This is a genomic window from Arthrobacter sp. efr-133-R2A-120 (assembly GCF_030209835.1).
GTDB lineage: Bacteria > Actinomycetota > Actinomycetes > Actinomycetales > Micrococcaceae > Arthrobacter.
On sequence record NZ_JARVRF010000004.1, the window covers coordinates 1 to 17,353 of the forward strand.

Below are 17,353 nucleotides of genomic sequence, written 5' to 3' on the forward strand. Positions count from 1 at the left end.
TCGACGACGTCGCCCTCACCAACACCCAGACCACCCCGACCGCGCCCGCCGCCCCGACCGGCGTGACGGCGACGGCCGGGAACGCCTCCGCCACCGTGTCCTGGACCGCCCCGGCCAACGGCGGCTCCGGCATCAGCTCCTACGCCGTCACCCCGCACGCCGGCACCACCACCCTGGCCCCGGTCACCGTCACCGGCAACCCGCCCGCCACCAGCACCAACGTCACCGGGCTGGCCAACGGCACCGCCTACACCTTCACCGTCACCGCCACCAACGCCGTCGGCACCTCCCCGGCATCCGCCGCCTCGGCCCCCGTCACCCCCACCGCAACGGTGACCGCGCCCGCCGCCCCCACAGGGGTCACCGCGACGGCGGGGAACGCCTCCGCCACCGTGTCCTGGACCGCCCCGGCCAACGGCGGCTCCGGCATCACCTCCTACGCCGTCACCCCGCACGCCGGCACCACCACCCTGGCCCCGGTCACCGTCACCGGCAACCCGCCCGCCACCACGGCGAGCATCACCGGGCTGGCCAACGGCACCGCCTACACCTTCACCGTCACCGCGACCAACGCCGTCGGCACCTCCCCGGCATCGGCCGCCTCGGCAGCCGTCACCCCGACCGGAACAACCACCTCGACGATCACCAACGGCGGCTTCGAATCCGGGCTCAGCGCCTGGACCACCGGCGGCGTCAGGGCACCCGCGGCCTCCACCACCGCCCACACCGGCACCGGCTCCGCGCTCCTGGGCCTCGCGTCAGGGACCGAGCCGCTCGGCGACAGCAGCCTGTCCCAGACCATCACCGTCCCCGCCACCGGGACCACCACCCTGTCCTTCTGGTACCAGCCCCACAGCGCGGAAGACCCCTGCACCGGCAATGCCTGCCCGTACGACTGGATGGAAGCCCAGGTCCGCAGCACCAGCGGCACCACCCTGGCGAGCCTGCTCAAACTCTGCAACAACAACGGCACCTGGACCCAGTTCACCGCCGACCTCACCGCCTACAAAGGCCAGACCATCACCCTCTGGTTCAACGTCCACCTCGACGGCTCCACCCCCGCGGATGACACCTGGATGTACCTCGACGACGTCACCCTCACCACGAGGTAAAGAACCAGACGCCAAAAATCCCCGCCCTCTACTGAGGACGGGGATTTTTGAGTAAGCTCCTCCGACTGGACTTGAACCAGTAACCCTTCGATTAACAGTCGAATGCTCTGCCAATTGAGCTACGGAGGAATGAAGCGTGTACCAGCCTAACAAAGCCCCGGCGGGAAACGAAATCGACTCCGGGGAACGCCCTTAGCTATCCATGCGGAGAGCGCGGCGCTGCATTTCCAGCTGCATGAGTTCCCGGTTGAGGCGCTGGAACTCCTCCGGCTGGGCCGAGGCGTCCAGGCGCTGCAATTGGCCCATCTTGTCCGCTTTGACCCTGGTGATCTGCAGCTCGAAAAGTCGGGCCAAGATGTCGCGGCAATACCGCTGAAGCGCTTCGGGGGTGCTGGCCGGCAGTGGTACGACGGCAAGCTCGGAGACCAGGCCTTGGAGCGGTTCCGGAACCTCTTGGCGAATCCCTTCCACCCAGGCCACAGGGTCTCCCGCGTGTGCCAGCCCGGCAGCCCGGATGGCAGTGTGCACGGCTGAGTAGGCCGGAGTGACAAAATGGCAGGCCTCAAATCGTTCCCATGCTCCACTGTTAGGCACAGCTCCACCTGCAAGCGCAACTTCGCCACCGAGGACAGCGGGGTTCTGGATGACCACTTCGAGGGCCTGCCGCTCCATGGCTGCAATGGGATCCCGGGGATCCGGGCGCATGAAGGCGATGGGAGCGCTCGACGGCGGTGCTGCCGCCGGCTGTCCGGCCTGGCCCGGCAGTGTGCCCTGCCCGGCCCCCTGGGCTCCAGCGGATCCCGCAGCTCCTGAAGCGCCCGACATCCCCACTGCAGGCGCGCCGGAAGCAGCGCGCTTGGCGGCCAAGCCCACAGCCCGGCTCACTTCCTCAATCGGCATGCCAAGCCAGCCCGCCAGCTCGCGGACATACGCCGGACGGATGCCCGAATCACGGATCTGCGCCACCACAGGGGCCGATTCCCGCAGGGCGGCGACCCGGCCTTCCACGGTGTCCAGGTTATGGCGTTTGAGGGAAGCCCGGATGGCGAATTCGAAGAGGGGCCGGCGGGTGCCGATCAAGTCCCGGACGGCCGCGTCCCCCTTGAGTTGGCGCAAATCGCAGGGGTCGGCCCCGGTGGGTTCCACGGCCACGTACGTCTGCGCGGTAAAGCGCTGGTCTTCCTCAAAAGCGCGCAATGCGGCCTTCTGCCCGGCGGCGTCGCCGTCGAAGGTGAAGATGACTTCTCCCCCGGTGCCGTCGTCTGACAGCAAGCGGCGGGCGATCTTGATGTGTTCCGTGCCGAAGGCCGTACCGCATGTGGCCACGGCGGTACCGACTCCGGCAAGATGGCAGGCCATGACGTCCGTGTACCCCTCCACCACCACCAGTTGCCGGTCCTTGGCGATGTTCCGCTTGGCGAGGTCGATTCCGTAGAGGACCTGGGACTTCTTGTAGAGCACGGTCTCCGGAGTGTTCAGGTACTTCGGGCCCTGGTCGTCCTCGTAAAGCTTGCGGGCACCGAAGCCGATGGTGTCACCGGCGATGTCCCGGATGGGCCAGATGAGCCTGCCGCGGAAGCGGTCGTAAATTCTCTGCTGGTTCCCGGGTCCCCCGGCGGAAAACATCCCAGTCAGCTTCAGCTCCGCGTCCGTGAATCCGCGTCCGCGCAGGTGTTTCAGGAGTGAGTCCCAACCCTGCGGCGCGTAGCCCACGCCGAACTGTTCGGCTGCGGTCCGATCGAAACCGCGGCCATGGAGGAAGTTGCGGCCCTCGGCCGCCCCTGCCGTGAGCAATTGGGCACGGAAGAACTCGTCGGCGATCTTGTGGGCATCCAGCAGCCGCTGGCGCTTGCCGACCTCTTCGCGGTTGGGACCCGTGCCGCCGTCTTCATAGCGCAGTTCGTAGCCGATCCGGGCTGCAAGCTTTTCCACGGCTTCGTGGAAGGAGCTGTGGTCCATTTTCTGGACGAAGGAGATGGCATCGCCGTCTTCGCCGCAGCCGAAGCAATGGTAGCGGCCGACCTGCGGACGGACAGTGAATGACGGCGAGCGCTCGTCGTGGAAGGGACAGAGGCCTTTGTAGGTCCCCAGGCCGGCGCCCTTGAGGGTGACGTATCCGTCCACTACTTCCTTGATATCGGTGCGCTGGCGTACTTCGTCGATATCTTCACGTTTGATCAGGCCAGCCACGTCACCATCCTAGTCGCTCCACGGGGGCGCCCCTGAGCGAGCAGGCAACTCGCGCGCGGCCTACCAGAGCGACGGCAGGCTACCCACCAGGCGTTCGTACATCGCCAGCGCCGAAGCGTCCGTCAGGGACGCCACCTGGTCGATGACGACGCGAAGCCGGGCGCCGTCGTCGGGGGCGTCCCGCCAGTCCGCAGCGAACATGGGTTCCAGATGCCGGTCTCCGCTCGCGTTGAGTACGCCGACCAGGGCGTGCAGGACTTCGCGCTGGCGCTCATAGACGGGCTGCCGATGGTCGGTGGAGATCACGAACGTCGTGGCAAGGCCCTTCATGGCGGCGATCTCGGTGACGGTTTCCTCGGGGACCATGAGTTCCGCGGCGTACCGGGTGAGGTGGTCCGGGCCGAAGTGCGCCCTCGTGGTCTCCAAGGCACTCTGGCAGAACCGGCCGATCAACTGGCTGGTCATGTCCTTCAGCGCGGCCATCGACTTGCGGCTGCCGTCGGCCTCGCGGACCCACACGCTCGTGGCTTCGAGGCGGGCGAGGGCGGCGTCGATTTCAGCCGGATCGTTGTGGGGCAGGTACCACTGCTTGGTGTACCCCACCACGCGCGCCCGGTGATCAGGATTGTCCAGCCACTTCAACTGGAAATGGCCGGCAACGATGGCGTCCTCAACGTCGTGGACCGAGTAGGAGATATCGTCGGCCAGGTCCATCACCTGGGCCTCTATGCAGGAGCGGTTGCCCGGCGCGCCATCACGAAGCCAAGCAAACACGGGCAGATCGTCTTCATAGGCACCGAACTTGCTGCTCCGCTGTCCGTGGATGACGGGGGCATCGACGGCGGACCACGGGTATTTGGACGCGGCGTCGAGGCTGGCGCGGGTCAGGTTCAGGCCCGCAGGCCGGCCGTCGGCGGCAAGGACCTTGGGTTCAAGCCGGGTCAGCAGGCGCAGGGTCTGGGCGTTGCCTTCGAAGCCACCGATTCCGTGGGCCACCTCGTTGAGCGCGGATTCCCCGTTGTGCCCGAAAGGCGGGTGGCCAAGATCGTGGCTCAGGCACGCCGTGTCCACAACATCCGGATCGCAACCAAGCGCCCGGCCCAACTCGCGGCCCACCTGGGCCACTTCAAGGCTGTGGGTCAGCCGGGTGCGGACGAAGTCGTCGGTGTCCGGGGCCACCACTTGGGTCTTCGCCCCGAGCCGTCTGAGGGCTGAGGAATGCAGCACCCTTGCCCGGTCCCTTTCGAAGTCCGAGCGGTAGGTATTCTTGCGGGGTTCCTGGACCCAGCGCGCCGAGTCGGCCTCCACATAGCCTGGAATGCCCGTTGCGTTTTCGGCCGGGCGTGCTGCAGACATCGCTTCAGTTCCCATGGGTATCTGCCTCCTCCGCTTGCCGTGCACCGGCTTCTCTTCAGCCTGTGCCTATGCAGCCAGTTTTCCACGACTCGGGCCGTGCGCGTGCACGCGCCGGCCCGGGCGGCGCTTTAGCCGCCTGAGACGTCGAGTTCGGCGGCGGCGATATCGCGCGTCTGGTCCGCGTCCATCTGCCGGCTGAGCAGCCAGTCCTTCGGCAAGGCCGGCTTCTTGGGGGAACCTGCGCGTCCGCGCGGGCCCTCCGAATCGATACCCGGGTACGGCAGGTCCATGTCCAGCTGGTCCAGCAGTTCGCGCAGGACCTCCAGCGTCGGCACCGTGGCCAGTTTCGCGCGCAGTTCCCCGCCAACGACGTAGCCCTTGAAGTACCAGGCCATGTGCTTGCGGATCTCACGCAGCGCCTTGTACTCGTCGTTGCCGAAGGTTTCGATCATGAGCTCGGCGTGGCGGTAGACGCCGTCGGCCACCTCGCGCAAGCCCGGACGGTGGCGCTGGTCGCTGCCCTCAAAGGCGGCCTGGAGGTCCCCGAAGAGCCACGGGCGGCCTTGGCAGCCGCGGCCCACCACGACGCCGTCGATCCCGGTTTCGCGCACCATGCGGACTGCGTCTTCGGCGGACCAGATGTCCCCGTTGCCGAGGACGGGAATGTCCGGGAGGGCCTCGCGCAGGCGTGCGATGGCGGACCAGTCGGCCTGGCCGGAGTAGAACTGCGCGGCCGTGCGGCCGTGGAGCGCGACGGCGGCAACACCGGAGTCGCGGGCGATGCGGCCGGCGTCGAGGTACGTGAGGTGGTCCTCGTCAATGCCCTTGCGCATCTTGATGGTCAGCGGGATGTCGCCTTTGGAGGCTTCCTTGACAGCGGTCTGGACGATCGAGGTGAAGAGGTCGATCTTCCAGGGGAGGGCGGATCCGCCGCCGCGCCGGGTGACTTTGGGCACGGGGCAGCCGAAGTTGAGGTCGATATGGTCCGCCCGGTCTTCTTCGACGAGCATGCGTACGGCCTGGCCAACGGTGACGGGGTCCACGCCGTACAGCTGAACGGAACGGACTTTTTCGTCGTCGTCGTGGGAGATGATGCGCAACGACTCCGGGGTGCGCTCCACGAGGGCACGGGAGGTCACCATCTCCGCGACGTATAGACCGCCGCCGTATTCACGGCACAGCCGGCGGAAGGCCGAGTTGGTGATGCCGGCCATCGGGGCAAGGATCACGGGGGTGTCCACGGTGATCCGGCCGAGCTGCAGCGGGGGCAGTTCGAGCTTGGGCGAAGGGGGTGTTGCTACTACAGTCACCCGTCCATTGTCTCAAAGCGGGGCAAATCGACTGGACCGGCCGGTCGCGAGCCGGGCCGCTAGAGCAGCCAGCCGTTGTCTTCGGCGATCCGCACGGCCTCGGCGCGGGTCCGGCCGCCGGTCTTGGCCATCGCGGCGGACAAGTAGTTCCGCACGGTCCCTTCGGAGAGCATCGCCGACTTCGCGATATCGGCCACCGTTCCGCCGTCGGACGCTGCCTTGAGCACTTCCCCCTCACGTTCGGTCAGCGGGCTGTCTCCCGCGGTCAAGGATTCCGCGGCGAGCACCGGGTCCACCACCCTGAGCCCCTGATGCACGCGGCGCACCGCTTCGGCCAATTGCCGCGCCGGGGTGTCCTTGACGACGAATCCGGAGGCACCGGCCTGCATCGCGCGCTTGAGGTAGCCGGGCCGTCCGAAGGTGGTCACCATGAGGACCCGGCACTGGGGCGCGGCCCGCCGCACGGCGGCTGCCGCGCTGATCCCGTCCAGGCCGGGCATCTCGACGTCGAGCATTGCCACATCGGCGGAGTGCTCGACGACGGCGGCCGCCACCCCTGTCCCGTCGCCCAGTTCCGCGACGACCTCGATGTCCGGCTCCAGTCCCAGCAAAGCCGCAAGTGCACCGCGCACCAGGGCCTGGTCATCCGCGATCACCAATCGGATGCTCATACCTCTACCGCCAATCTGAACCCTCCCAGGTCGCTCGGGCCAATACTGACCGTTCCGCCCGCGGCACCCACGCGTTCGCGGATCCCGGCCAGTCCGTTCCCGGAACGGCCCCCGGAGGCCGGGCCGACGCCGTCGTCCTCCACCAGAACGCTCGACGCCGTCAACCGGACGCGGCAGCGCGCGGCGCCGGAGTGCCGCACAACGTTGGTGACGCCTTCGCGCAGCACCCAGCCGAAGAGCTCTCGGTGCCGCGCCGGAACCTGTTCGACGGTTCCCGGCAATTCGGCGTCGATCCCGGCCGATTCCAATGCCGTCCGGGCGACTGCGAGTTCCGCCAGGACGTTGACGCCGCGGTAGCCGGCCACGGTGGCGCGGACGTCGGCGAGCGCACCGCGGGCCAAGTCCTGCACCGCGGAGATCTCGGCGGCTGCCCGGTCGCGGGCAGGGTAATCGCCCGGGACGGTGTCCAGCATCCTGCCTGCCAATTCGGCCTTCACGGCGATGACCGTCAAGGAGTGCCCGAGGATGTCATGCATGTCCCGGGCCACGCGGCTGCGCTCAGCGGCGACGGCTGCGTCGGCCAGTTCAGTCTGCGCTTCCCGGAGCCGCGCGGTCTGCCGGATCAGCCGCGCGAAGGCGGACATCATGAGGCCGAGGGACAGGATGATCCCGGCCTGGAGCAGGGCCTGCTCCCCGTTGCCCGTCACCAGCTGGGTGGAGAACGAGGCGAGGGACAAGGCGACGATGAGGAAGAAATCCGTGCGCGGCGGAAGGGACGTCATGGCGATGGCGCAGGCGAGGAAAGTCCAGGTCCACAAGGCTTCCCTGCCGATGAGGAGGACGATCACACCGTTCAGCGCCAGCAGGATACCGGCGGACACAATGCCCGCCCGGACGCCCAGGCGCCAACTGATCTGGGGCAGGAAGACGTAGGCAGCGAAGAACACAATCAGGGACGCCGACGCCGCTACTTTCCAGGCCAGCGGCTCGTCCACGGACCACACGATGTTCCACGTCGGCCAGGCCCAGAGCAGGATGGAGAGTCCCGCCCCGATGAACCAGCCCCGTGGTCCGGGACCGCGGAACATGCTGCCGGTGAACAGCTGGCCGCTGAACGCGCTGCCGTTGAGCACATCCCTGAAAGAGCTTCCGCCTGCTTTGTTGGTCATGGTGCTCACCCTAGCGGCCTGTTCAGACACGTTTCGTGTCGCGGCGGAACGCCATCGCAGCCCCGGCCACGAAGATCACGAGCCAGATGAGCACGTTGACGATCCACGCCCAGTCGAACTCGCCTGTGATGGGGCTCCGGGCCAATTGCCCGATCCCGTAGGCGGGCGTGAACTTGGCGATGTTCCCGAAGGTCTCCCCCATGATTTCGATCGGCATGAACAGTCCACCGAGCATGGCAAGGATGGCAAGGGCCGGGCCGAGGATCTGCATGACATTCTGGCTCGGCATGAGGTATCCGACGAACAAGCCGAGCGCCGCGAAGACCAGGGAGCCCAGCCAGGCCACCAGCCCCGCCGTCAGCCAGGTCTGGGCATCCATGGTGACACCAGCCAGGGCACCGATGACGAACTGGGCCACGACGGCAACGAGGGACAGCGTCAGCGCAGCCATGGCTTTCACCGCGATGTACGCACCGGGCAGGAGGGGCGTGAGGCGAAGCTGGCGGCTCCAACCCTGGGCACGTTCCACTGCCACTTGGCTGCCGGCGCCCGTAGCAGCGGTCATCGCGGCATAGACCGTGAGGCTGATGAGGATGTACTGGCCGTAGCTGTGCCCGTTGGGCAGGAGCTTGTCCTTGTTGGACAAGCCGAAAATGAAGAAGAAAACGGCGGGCATGAATACCGTGAAAATGATGGTCCGGCGGTTCCGGAGCATCCGCTTGATTTCGATCCAGAGGAACGTGCGGTTGACCCCGCCGGCGGACGGTTTCCGTTCCTGGACGACTGTTGCCGTGCTCATACGAGGTCTCCTTCAAAAGTGATGCTCGTGGATTCCGGCACGGCATCGTCTCCGGTGAGGGCGACGAACGCCTCCTCGAGGTTGTTGGCCGCCACTTCGACGTCGTGGGCGCCCGTGTTGTTGAGCAGGTACCGCACGACGGCGTCCGAGTCGCCCGTGCGGACGGTGAGGCGGCCGCCGTCGTACTCGACACTTTCCGTCGGCGGCATCCCGGCCAAGAGCCCGCGCTCTGCCGCCGGAAGGGAAGCCTTGACGGTACGGCCCGAGGCAAGGTTCTTGATCTGGGCGGCGGTGCCGTCGGCGACGATGCTGCCTTGCCGGACCAGGACAATCCTGTCCGCGTAGGCGTCGGCTTCTTCGAGGTAATGGGTGGCGAAGATGACGGTCCGTCCGCGCTGGGCGTCGCTCCTGATGGCGGTCCAGAAGTCGCGCCGGCCCGCCACATCCATGCCGGTGGTGGGCTCGTCCAGGATGAGCAATCCGGGATCGGAGACGAGGGCCATGGCGAAGCGCAGCCGCTGCTGCTGGCCGCCGGAGCACTTTTCCACCTTGCGGTCGGCGATCTCCAGGATGCCCGCCCGCGCCAGGACTTCGTCCACGGGGCGGGAGGAATCGAACATGGCTGCGTTGAGCTGCACGGTCTCGCGGACGCTGATGTCCCGCAGCAAGCCGCCGGTCTGCATCACGGCTGCCACTTGGCCGCGGGCGATGGCTCCCCGGGGAGTGTGGCCGAAGATGGAAACGCTTCCCTGGTCCGGGGCGCTCAAGCCGAGGATCATGTCGATCGTGGTGGTCTTGCCGGCCCCGTTGGGACCGAGGAACGCCACCACTTCCCCCGGCTGCACGGTGAGGTCGAGGCCGCGTACGGCGTGGACCTTCCCGAAGCTCTTGTGCAGTCCGGCGGCGTGGACGGCCGGCACACTCGCTGTTGTCATGACTCTCCTTGGCTTTGGTTTACTCCACTACCCATCAAAGCCGGGATCCGCGTCCGGCGCCGGGGCGTGTGTCACCAATGAGGCATGACAAATGTCATGTCGGTTCTACTGTCCGCGTTCGGCTTCCCTGCGTGCCCGCCTGGTCATGACGACGGCGGCGAGCTCGCCCGTGTCGAACGATTCGAAGGCGTCGGCGGACCCGGCAGTTTCAAGCTCACGGACGTCGCCGTCGTCGTGGGCTGGTTCCGGATCCGCGGCAACGGCAGCCGCGAGCCGCCTCGGACCGGTCGCCTTCACCACCAGCACAGCAATCAAGGTGGTCACCGGGATGGCCAACACCAGGCCGATGGAGCCAACCAGCGTGCGGATGACTTCCTCGGACAACTCGGCACTGGTGAGGGCGTCGACCAGCGGGCGGTCGTACAGCATGACAATGATCAGGATGGGCAGTGCGGCACCGGCGTAGGCGAAGGCGATGGTGTAGACCGTGGAGGCGATGTGGTCCCGGCCGATCCTCATGGCCGAGGTGAACAGCTTCCGCGCGCCAGTCTCGGGTGCCAGTTCGTAGAGTTCCCACACTGCCGCGGACTGGGTGATGGTCACGTCGTTGAGGACCCCGAGCCCGGAGATGATGAGCCCGCAGAGGATGATCCCGGAAAGGGAGATCTTGTCCGACATGTTCACGAGCGTGGCGCCCTCGCTCGTGGCGATCCCGGTCAGGTTGGCCGCATCCGTGGCCCAGGCTGCCAGCAGTGCCGTAATGCCGAGCCCGAAGATCGTGCCCAGCAGCGCGGTGGAGGTCTTGGCCGAGAATCCGTGGGCGAAATAGAGGACCCCCATCATGATGGCCGTGGAGCCGACCAAAGCCACGAGCAGCGGCGGCTTGCCTTCCACCAATCCCGGAAGCATGAAGCTGACCATCACCACGTAGGCTCCGGCCAGCCCGAGGAGCGCCCTGAAGCCGCGCCAGCGCGCGACCGCAATGACCACCACGGCATACAGGATCGCCAGAAGGGCCATGGGAACGGTCCGCACGAAGTCCAGGAAAACGTACGACGGCGAGCCGTTGCCCGCCGCTGCGCCCTGCACCCCGGAGAGGTTCAGGTAACGGATGCTGTCCCCGACTTTGACGCCGTGGGACTTGGCGACATCCGGGTTGATGACTACTTTCACGGGGCTGCCGCCGTTATCCGGTTGCGTGGACGCTAAAGTGCATTGGGACCCCTGCGGCTGTGCGCCGCTACTCTGGTTCGTGCCGTTCGTACTCGGCGCCTGCGTCCCTTGCGTGCAGCTTTCCTGGGTGACGGCTTGGATCTTGCCGGTATCGAACGTCACCCCGGGAGCGGCCGTGTAGGGGCTCGCGAAGGTGATGCCTTCCTTGCTCCCCGACGGCCACATGACGAGCATGGCTACGATCGTGAGCACGGCAATCGGAGCCAGCACGGCCACGAGGAGCCAGTTGGCCCGCTTGCGTGCCGCGAGCGCCGTCGGGCTTGGCTCGACATGCTCTGTGTGTCCGTGTGAATGGCCGTGACCCATTAGCTGCAAAACCTCATGCCCACAAGCCTACGTGGGGCAGCGCTGCGTCCCACCCAACTAACTCGCAGTTGTTGTCGTTATGAGGGCTCAAAACGACACTTGCTGCTAGTCAGTTGGGCTCGCTTGATACCCGAGTGCTTAGGCGGGTTTGATGTTTTGGTTCACGTGGAAGAGGTTTCCTGGATCGTACTTGCCCTTGATGGCTTGCAGCCGCTCGTAGTTGACCCCGTAGTTCTCACTGATCCTGCCTTGGTCCTCCGCATCCATGAAGTTGATGTAGCCGCTCGCAGCAGAATGCGGACGGAGCGCCTCCGCGTAGTTGCGGGCCCAGGCTATGTTGGCTTCATTGTCCGCAGGGTCCGGCCATTGTGCTGCGATCACGGGGGCGAACTTCATCCCGCGGTTCGCGAAAGCTGTGTCCTGGGCTCCGACCCGGGCCGCCGCGCCGTCGATCGGGTAGACGTGGACCGCGGTGTTGAGGCTGGTGACCGTGGAACCAAATTCTGCATGCGCGTCGATGACGCCATCGTTGAGTTCACTGATGAAGTTGGCTTTCCAGTACCCTTGCAGGCCTTTGGGATTGAGCCCGTCAAACGCCACGTTGAGTGCCGGATAGGGCATCGGGGTGATCAGGGATCCGGCCACGGGTGCGGCTTCGAGGAACGGCTGCCAGCGGGCTTCGCCTTCTGCCATGTCTCCCGTCCACATCCCGACCACGACGCACACGGGCTTGCCGTGCCATTCTTCTGGAAGGAACGGCACGGGTGGGCCTTGATGGAATCCGAGGAACGCTCCGAACTCTTCGGGAGCGGAGTCAATGTAATCCCGGTAGAACTTCGCGACCGTCTCGGTGTTTTCCGCTCCATAGATGACAATCCCCACGTGGACCATGTCCACCGGGTGCAACTTGTATTCCAGTGACGTCACCACACCGAAATTGCCGCCGCCGCCCCGCAAGGCCCAGAAGAGATCCTCGTTCCGGGTTTCGTTTGCAGTCAGGAACTTGCCGTCGGCAGTCACCACGTCGGCGGAGATCAAGTTGTCACAGGACAGGCCGTGTTTGCGGGCAAGATAGCCGATGCCGCCACCCAGGGTCAGGCCCGCGATGCCGGTGGATCCCACAATCCCGCCGGTGGTGGCCAGCCCGAATGCATGGGTAGCGTGGTTGAAATCTGCCCAGGTTGTTCCCGCCTCGGCACGGGCCGTGCCGGCTTCGGGATCAACACGGACTCCGGTACGGTTGACGAAATCTATGACGAGGGCATCGTCCCAAGTCCCGAAGCCGGGTGCGCTGTGGCCGCCGCCGCGGATAGCCAATGGCAGGGAATTGTCCCGGGCGAAGTTCACGCTCGCGATGACGTCCGCCACCTGGGCCACCCGGACGACTCCTGCCGGACGTTTGTCGATCATCCCGTTAAAGACGGCACGGGCGGAATCATAGTCAGGATCACTTGGAGTGACGAGTTGCCCACGGAGCTGTTCACGCAGTCCGTCGAGGGCTGTTCCATTCATGGGTGTTACCGCCGATTCTCTTCATGAGACCGGATTCGTTCCACCCGCCGCTACCCCACCAGAGCAACGGCCGGGGCTTACGTCGTCATGCCTACACCCAGGGCAGCAGCGCCGTCAAGGCTTCCCTACGACTACCTCGCAGTTGTTGTCGTTATGAGGGCTCATAACGACAACAACTGCGAGTCACTTGGGCCAGCCGCCGGCTATTCGCTGACCACCAGGGTGTCCGCGCCGCGGAGCTTCGCTTTGCCCAGCTCCAGCAAGGGATCGACGACGGCACGGACGGCCGTCATCGAATCGTCCACCTCAAGGAGCACGGGGTGCTGGTAGGCAATGAGCGCGAGCAGGCCACGGACTGCCTCCCTCGCCTCGTCATCCTGCAAAAGCGGATCGTGGCCAAGGAACACCTCCGATGGCTCTTCCGAGCTGCCCTGGGCATAGCTGATGGCGAAGGCCTGCAGCTTGCCCTTGCGGGTGGCCGGAACGCCCGTACCAAAAGCACTGGCCTTCGGAGCACGCAGCACGACCGCTCCGTGCGCCCCCGTCAGATCGTCGAGGAAAAGCCGTTGCACCGTGGGGATGCCCAGCTCGCCGGGGTTGTCCCAGTGGTGTACGGCGGTGTAGTACCGGCCTACGACGTCGCTCAGTTCCACGGATCCCGTGGCGAGGTCTTCGACTTGCTCGGACGCCGCTTCTTCGGAGCCGTCTCCAAACACCGGCAGCCTGAGCGGCTCGGGATCCACCACCACAAGCCGGGAGCGCTGGATCGGTGTTAGTCCCGCCCACTCGGCGAAGGCGGCACCGGCCGTGCCGGGCTCCACTTTGCTGCGCAGCTTGATGACGCCCGACGGCGACTGCCCGGCTTCGCGCCGCAGCATGGTCAGGAGCGTGGCCCCTATCCCGCTGCGTCGGTGGTCCTTGGCAACCTCGATGTAGGCCCAGAGACGTTCCGCGTGCAGGGACGCCTCATGGACCACACCCGCGGCCACCGGGATGCCGACGCCGTCAACGACGTCTTCCGCCACGATGCACCGGCGCCAAGGCTGGCCTTGACCGCTGTTGCTCGACGGTGCCAGGGCTGCGCGGAATTGCTGGGCCGGCAGGGTCTCGGGCCCGCCCCACATTTCCAGGAGCGCGAGGTCGTCGCCCTCACGCCATTCGCGGTACTCGATGGTCACGCTTAGGCGCCGATCAGTCGTGCGGCCAGGTAGCCCTCCACCTTGTCCAGGGACACACGTTCCTGGCTCATGGTGTCGCGCTCACGGATGGTGACGGCCTGGTCATCAAGGGTGTCGAAGTCCACGGTGATGCAGAACGGAGTACCGATCTCGTCCTGGCGACGGTAGCGGCGGCCAATGGCGCCGGCGTCGTCGAAGTCGATATTCCAGTTCTTGCGCAGCTGGGTGCCCAAGTCCTTTGCCTTCGGGGACAGGTCCTCGTTGCGGCTCAGGGGCAGCACGGCTGCCTTGACCGGCGCCAGGCGCGGGTCAAGCTTCAGGACAGTGCGGACGTCGACGCCGCCCTTGGCGTTGGGTGCCTCGTCTTCGGTGTAGGCGTCCACGAGGAAGGCCATGAAGGAGCGAGTCAGGCCGGCGGCCGGTTCAATGACGTACGGCGTGTAGCGCTCGTTGGTGGCCTGGTTGAAGTAGCTGAGGTCCTGGCCGGAGGCCTTCGAGTGGGTGGAGAGGTCGAAGTCGGTGCGGTTGGCGATGCCCTCGAGCTCGCCCCACTCGGAGCCCTGGAAACCGAAGCGGTATTCGATGTCCGTGGTGCCCTTGGAGTAGTGGCTGAGCTTGTCCAACGGGTGCTCGAAGAAACGCAGGTTCTCCGGCCGGATGCCCAGGTCGGTGTACCAGGACATGCGTTCCTTCATCCAGTACTGGTGCCATTCTTCGTCCGTGCCCGGCTCGACGAAGAATTCCATCTCCATTTGTTCGAACTCGCGGGTGCGGAAGATGAAGTTGCCCGGCGTGATCTCGTTGCGGAAGGACTTGCCGATCTGGCCGATGCCGAACGGCGGCTTCTTGCGGGACGTGGTGAGCACGTTGCTGAAGTTGACGAAAATGCCCTGCGCGGTTTCCGGGCGGAGGTAGTGCAGGCCTTCTTCACTGGCCACCGGGCCGAGGAAGGTCTTGAGGAGGCCGGAGAACTCCTGCGGTTCGGTCCATTGGCCGCGGGTGCCGCAGTTGGCACAGGCGATGTCCTTGAGGCCGTTTTCGGCGGGACGGCCCTTCTTTTCCTCGTACTCTTCCTCGAGGTGGTCGGCGCGGTAACGCTTGTGGCAGGAAAGGCACTCGACCAGGGGGTCGGAGAACACCTCGACGTGGCCGGAAGCTTCCCATACCTGGCGGGGCAGGATCACGGAAGAATCCAGGCCCACTACATCTTCGCGGCCGCGGACAACGCTCTGCCACCACTGGCGCTTGATGTTTTCCTTGAGCTCGGCACCGAGGGGGCCGTAGTCCCATGCAGACCGGGAGCCACCATAGATTTCACCGGCCTGGAACACGAAGCCCCTCCGCTTGGAGAGGGAAATGACCTGGTCGAGGACGGATTTTGCTGCCATGGGTACTCCAATGTTCTACAGGGCCGCTGGGTGCGGTCCGTGGCTATGCTCTACGGGAACAGTCATTAAGGGGAAACGCTGTTTTGGGGAAGTGCTGTGCAGGAAGCTGCGTGTCCTAGCCTACCGGCCTTTGACCGCTGTCCTGCCTCCGGGACTGGCCCGAATGGCTCTTGGCGGGACGGCGGGAAGAGAGCGCGCCCTTCGGCCAAGGCAATGTGGCGACAATGATGGCGAACAGGGTCAGCAAGGTGCCAAGGATCGTGGGGAAGGCAACCACGGTTCCGGGAGCCGGCAGGACCAGGTCAAGTGCGAGGGATCCGAGCAGTTGCCCGGCGATCATCCCCAGCCCCGTCACGAGCACACCAAGGCTGCGGACCAACAAGGCCGCCAGGCCGATAAAGACGCAGCCCATCGGGCCGCCCACGTAATACCACCACTCAGCAGGCAGGGCGTGGCCGGGACCAACCACCAACACTTTGATGAGCCAGGCGATCCAGAGAATGACCGTTCCGGCCATGAAATTCACCAGCGTCGCGGCGATGGGGCTGCCGTAGTGCACGGTCGCGGTGCCGTTCATGGCCTGCTGGAAACTCATGAGGCAACCCGCCACGACCGGTAACAGGATCGGGAGCAGCAAGGACCCGACGTCGGCGGCCGCCCCGAGGCGCGGCGACCCGGCCCAGACGACGGCGGCGATCGTCAGGACGCTGCCGAGGATGCGGACCCCGGTGATCGTGCGTTTGCCGCCGGGACCGATGCCGAGCCGGTCCACGAAAAGGCCGCTCACGGTCTGCCCGGTGATCACGGCTACCGTGAACAACGCGACGCCAAGCAGGCCAATAGTGAACGATTGGGCAATCACGTAGAGGGCGCCGATCCCGCCGGCCACCACATAGAACCGCGGAAAGCTGCGCTCCTTTACGGCAGGCACTATCCGGCGCAAACCAGCGCGGCCTTTCGGCAGTGCAAGGCCGATCACGGCGATCAATACCAGCCCGGTAGTGAAGCTGACGACGGCGGCCGCGACGCCGTCGTCGAGCCTGGCCCCCAGCGCACTGTTGATCCGGCCTTGGACCGGAAGCAGGGTACCGTTCGCCACCGCAAGCAGCAGGCCGGTGAGCAAGGGAGGAGAAGTTCGCGGCATTTTCACCACCCTACTTCAGGCATCATTGCTTGTATGAGCAACCCGGAAATCGAAGAAATCCCCATCCGCGACGACATGATCCGACTCGGCCAGCTCCTGAAGCTCGCCAACCTGGTGGAGGACGGCGTGGAAGCCACGGAACTCATCAAGAACGGCCTGGTCAAAGTCAACGGCGAGATCGACGAACGGCGCGGTCGCCAGCTTCACGCAGGCGATACCGTGACCGTCAATGGACAGACCGTGCGGATCACTGCCGCTGCCTAGCAAACGCGGGGTCACTTACGGCCCATTACGCGCCCCAGGATGGGCCGTAAGTGACCCCGCGTTGCTAGGAGAGGACCTTGTGCTCCAAGAATTCGCCCACGTGGCCGATTTCCTGCTGGTTGATGCCGTGCCACATGCCTGTGTAGAGCACCTTGGTCAGATCCGTGTGCTTTCGGACCCAGTCCATGGTGTATTCGATCTTGTCCGGGGTGATAACAGGATCCTGCTGGTCCCGTCCCCAGAAGAGCGGCACGGAACCGTCCAGTTCGGCGTCGCGGAATGCGGGGTCCGCATCGGCGTCGACGGCGAAGCCTGAAAGCCCGACGACGGCGGCAAAGTCCGCCGGGCGCTGCCGCAACAGCGAGGTGGCCATCGCCATGCCCATGGAAAACCCGAGGAGCGTTACCGAGCTGTGGTTGGACTTGAACGAGTCCAACCAGGAAAACACGTACTCTGCTGCGTCCTTGACGGCGTCGAGCGAGTAGTCGATGGACGCCGTGAGCGGGAACCACGTGAAGCCCGGGCCCGTGGCGATCGGTGCGCGGAGCGAAGCGACGACGAAGTCCTGGGGCAACAGGCCGGCAAGGCTGAAGAGGTCCTGCTCGTTGGACCCGTAACCGTGCAGCAGGACCAGCAATGGCTTCCCAGCCCGCTCCTCCTCTTCGTGGGACCACAAAACGACCGGGGCAGGAAAGGCGGAAGCTTGACTCATGGGACTATTCTTACAGTTACCCATGAGTAACAAGCCACGGGCGCGTGGCGTTGCAGCAAGAGGCAGGATATCGA

Annotated in this window: 15 protein-coding genes and 1 tRNA gene; 2 read left to right on the forward strand and 14 right to left on the reverse strand. The window is 65.7% G+C overall.

What is annotated here, in order from left to right; genetic code table 11:
- A partial coding sequence (locus tag QRN52_RS03190) for a fibronectin type III domain-containing protein (RefSeq protein WP_284751332.1) occupies nt 1-1,112 on the forward strand: 1,112 nt, incomplete at its 5' end.
- A 56-nt stretch (nt 1,113-1,168) separates the two neighbouring features.
- On the opposite strand, the gene QRN52_RS03195 is transcribed toward QRN52_RS03190, so the two are convergent.
- The 13 genes from QRN52_RS03195 to QRN52_RS03255 form a co-directional block, all read right to left on the reverse strand.
- A tRNA-Asn gene (locus QRN52_RS03195) sits at nt 1,169-1,241 on the reverse strand.
- Nucleotides 1,242-1,304: 63 nt separating this feature from the next.
- The gene (gene dnaG / locus QRN52_RS03200) at nt 1,305-3,302 is read right to left on the reverse strand and encodes a DNA primase (RefSeq protein ID WP_284751333.1); all 1,998 of its coding nucleotides are present in this window, start codon (nt 3,300-3,302) and stop codon (nt 1,305-1,307) included.
- Nucleotides 3,303-3,362: 60 nt separating this feature from the next.
- Nucleotides 3,363-4,673, reverse strand: a complete 1,311-nt coding sequence (locus tag QRN52_RS03205; protein ID WP_502869683.1) for a deoxyguanosinetriphosphate triphosphohydrolase — start codon at nt 4,671-4,673, stop codon at nt 3,363-3,365.
- Between the two features lie 113 nt (nt 4,674-4,786).
- Nucleotides 4,787-5,968: a tRNA dihydrouridine synthase DusB gene (gene dusB / locus QRN52_RS03210; protein ID WP_284751334.1), complete on the reverse strand. Its 1,182-nt coding sequence runs from the start codon at nt 5,966-5,968 to the stop codon at nt 4,787-4,789.
- A gap of 59 nt (nt 5,969-6,027) precedes the next feature.
- Nucleotides 6,028-6,639, reverse strand: coding sequence for a response regulator transcription factor (locus QRN52_RS03215; protein ID WP_284751335.1), 612 nt, complete (start codon nt 6,637-6,639; stop codon nt 6,028-6,030).
- The gene (locus tag QRN52_RS03220) at nt 6,636-7,808 is read right to left on the reverse strand and encodes a sensor histidine kinase (RefSeq protein WP_284751336.1); all 1,173 of its coding nucleotides are present in this window, start codon (nt 7,806-7,808) and stop codon (nt 6,636-6,638) included. Before QRN52_RS03220 ends, QRN52_RS03215 begins: the two co-directional genes overlap by 4 nt.
- Nucleotides 7,809-7,830: 22 nt before the next feature.
- Nucleotides 7,831-8,607 carry an ABC transporter permease gene (locus QRN52_RS03225; RefSeq protein ID WP_284751337.1) on the reverse strand — a complete coding sequence of 259 codons (777 nt, stop codon included), beginning with the start codon at nt 8,605-8,607 and terminating at the stop codon, nt 7,831-7,833.
- Nucleotides 8,604-9,542, reverse strand: coding sequence for an ABC transporter ATP-binding protein (locus QRN52_RS03230; RefSeq protein WP_284751338.1), 939 nt, complete (start codon nt 9,540-9,542; stop codon nt 8,604-8,606). Before QRN52_RS03230 ends, QRN52_RS03225 begins: the two co-directional genes overlap by 4 nt.
- Nucleotides 9,543-9,647: 105 nt before the next feature.
- Nucleotides 9,648-11,081 carry a YibE/F family protein gene (locus tag QRN52_RS03235; protein ID WP_284751339.1) on the reverse strand — a complete coding sequence of 478 codons (1,434 nt, stop codon included), beginning with the start codon at nt 11,079-11,081 and terminating at the stop codon, nt 9,648-9,650.
- A 138-nt stretch (nt 11,082-11,219) separates the two neighbouring features.
- Nucleotides 11,220-12,593, reverse strand: coding sequence for an FAD-binding oxidoreductase (locus QRN52_RS03240; RefSeq protein ID WP_284751340.1), 1,374 nt, complete (start codon nt 12,591-12,593; stop codon nt 11,220-11,222).
- Nucleotides 12,594-12,796: 203 nt separating this feature from the next.
- Nucleotides 12,797-13,771 (reverse strand): GNAT family N-acetyltransferase, encoded by a 975-nt coding sequence (locus QRN52_RS03245; protein ID WP_284751341.1) that lies wholly within the window; start codon nt 13,769-13,771, stop codon nt 12,797-12,799.
- A gap of 2 nt (nt 13,772-13,773) precedes the next feature.
- Nucleotides 13,774-15,159 (reverse strand): glycine--tRNA ligase, encoded by a 1,386-nt coding sequence (locus tag QRN52_RS03250; RefSeq protein WP_284751342.1) that lies wholly within the window; start codon nt 15,157-15,159, stop codon nt 13,774-13,776.
- Nucleotides 15,160-15,274: 115 nt separating this feature from the next.
- The gene (locus QRN52_RS03255) at nt 15,275-16,303 is read right to left on the reverse strand and encodes a DMT family transporter (RefSeq protein ID WP_284751343.1); all 1,029 of its coding nucleotides are present in this window, start codon (nt 16,301-16,303) and stop codon (nt 15,275-15,277) included.
- A 33-nt stretch (nt 16,304-16,336) separates the two neighbouring features.
- Between QRN52_RS03255 and QRN52_RS03260 the strand changes: the two genes are divergently transcribed.
- Nucleotides 16,337-16,567: an RNA-binding S4 domain-containing protein gene (locus QRN52_RS03260; protein WP_284751344.1), complete on the forward strand. Its 231-nt coding sequence runs from the start codon at nt 16,337-16,339 to the stop codon at nt 16,565-16,567.
- Between the two features lie 64 nt (nt 16,568-16,631).
- On the opposite strand, the gene QRN52_RS03265 is transcribed toward QRN52_RS03260, so the two are convergent.
- Nucleotides 16,632-17,279, reverse strand: a complete 648-nt coding sequence (locus QRN52_RS03265; RefSeq protein ID WP_059387869.1) for an alpha/beta hydrolase — start codon at nt 17,277-17,279, stop codon at nt 16,632-16,634.
- Nucleotides 17,280-17,353: the final 74 nt, after the last annotated feature.

Excerpts from the sequence above, each read along its gene's own strand:
- QRN52_RS03265 (WP_059387869.1), bottom strand. The coding sequence starts at position 17,279 with ATGAGTCAAGCTTCCGCCTTTCCTGCCCCGGTCGTTTTGTGGTCCCAC.
- QRN52_RS03255 (WP_284751343.1), bottom strand. The coding sequence starts at position 16,303 with ATGCCGCGAACTTCTCCTCCCTTGCTCACCGGCCTGCTGCTTGCGGTG.
- QRN52_RS03240 (WP_284751340.1), bottom strand. The coding sequence starts at position 12,593 with ATGAATGGAACAGCCCTCGACGGACTGCGTGAACAGCTCCGTGGGCAA.
- QRN52_RS03260 (WP_284751344.1), top strand. The coding sequence starts at position 16,337 with ATGAGCAACCCGGAAATCGAAGAAATCCCCATCCGCGACGACATGATC.
- QRN52_RS03235 (WP_284751339.1), bottom strand. The coding sequence starts at position 11,081 with ATGGGTCACGGCCATTCACACGGACACACAGAGCATGTCGAGCCAAGC.
- QRN52_RS03230 (WP_284751338.1), bottom strand. The coding sequence starts at position 9,542 with ATGACAACAGCGAGTGTGCCGGCCGTCCACGCCGCCGGACTGCACAAG.
- QRN52_RS03215 (WP_284751335.1), bottom strand. The coding sequence starts at position 6,639 with ATGAGCATCCGATTGGTGATCGCGGATGACCAGGCCCTGGTGCGCGGT.
- QRN52_RS03225 (WP_284751337.1), bottom strand. The coding sequence starts at position 8,607 with ATGAGCACGGCAACAGTCGTCCAGGAACGGAAACCGTCCGCCGGCGGG.
- QRN52_RS03250 (WP_284751342.1), bottom strand. The coding sequence starts at position 15,159 with ATGGCAGCAAAATCCGTCCTCGACCAGGTCATTTCCCTCTCCAAGCGG.
- QRN52_RS03205 (WP_502869683.1), bottom strand. The coding sequence starts at position 4,673 with ATGGGAACTGAAGCGATGTCTGCAGCACGCCCGGCCGAAAACGCAACG.
- QRN52_RS03220 (WP_284751336.1), bottom strand. The coding sequence starts at position 7,808 with ATGACCAACAAAGCAGGCGGAAGCTCTTTCAGGGATGTGCTCAACGGC.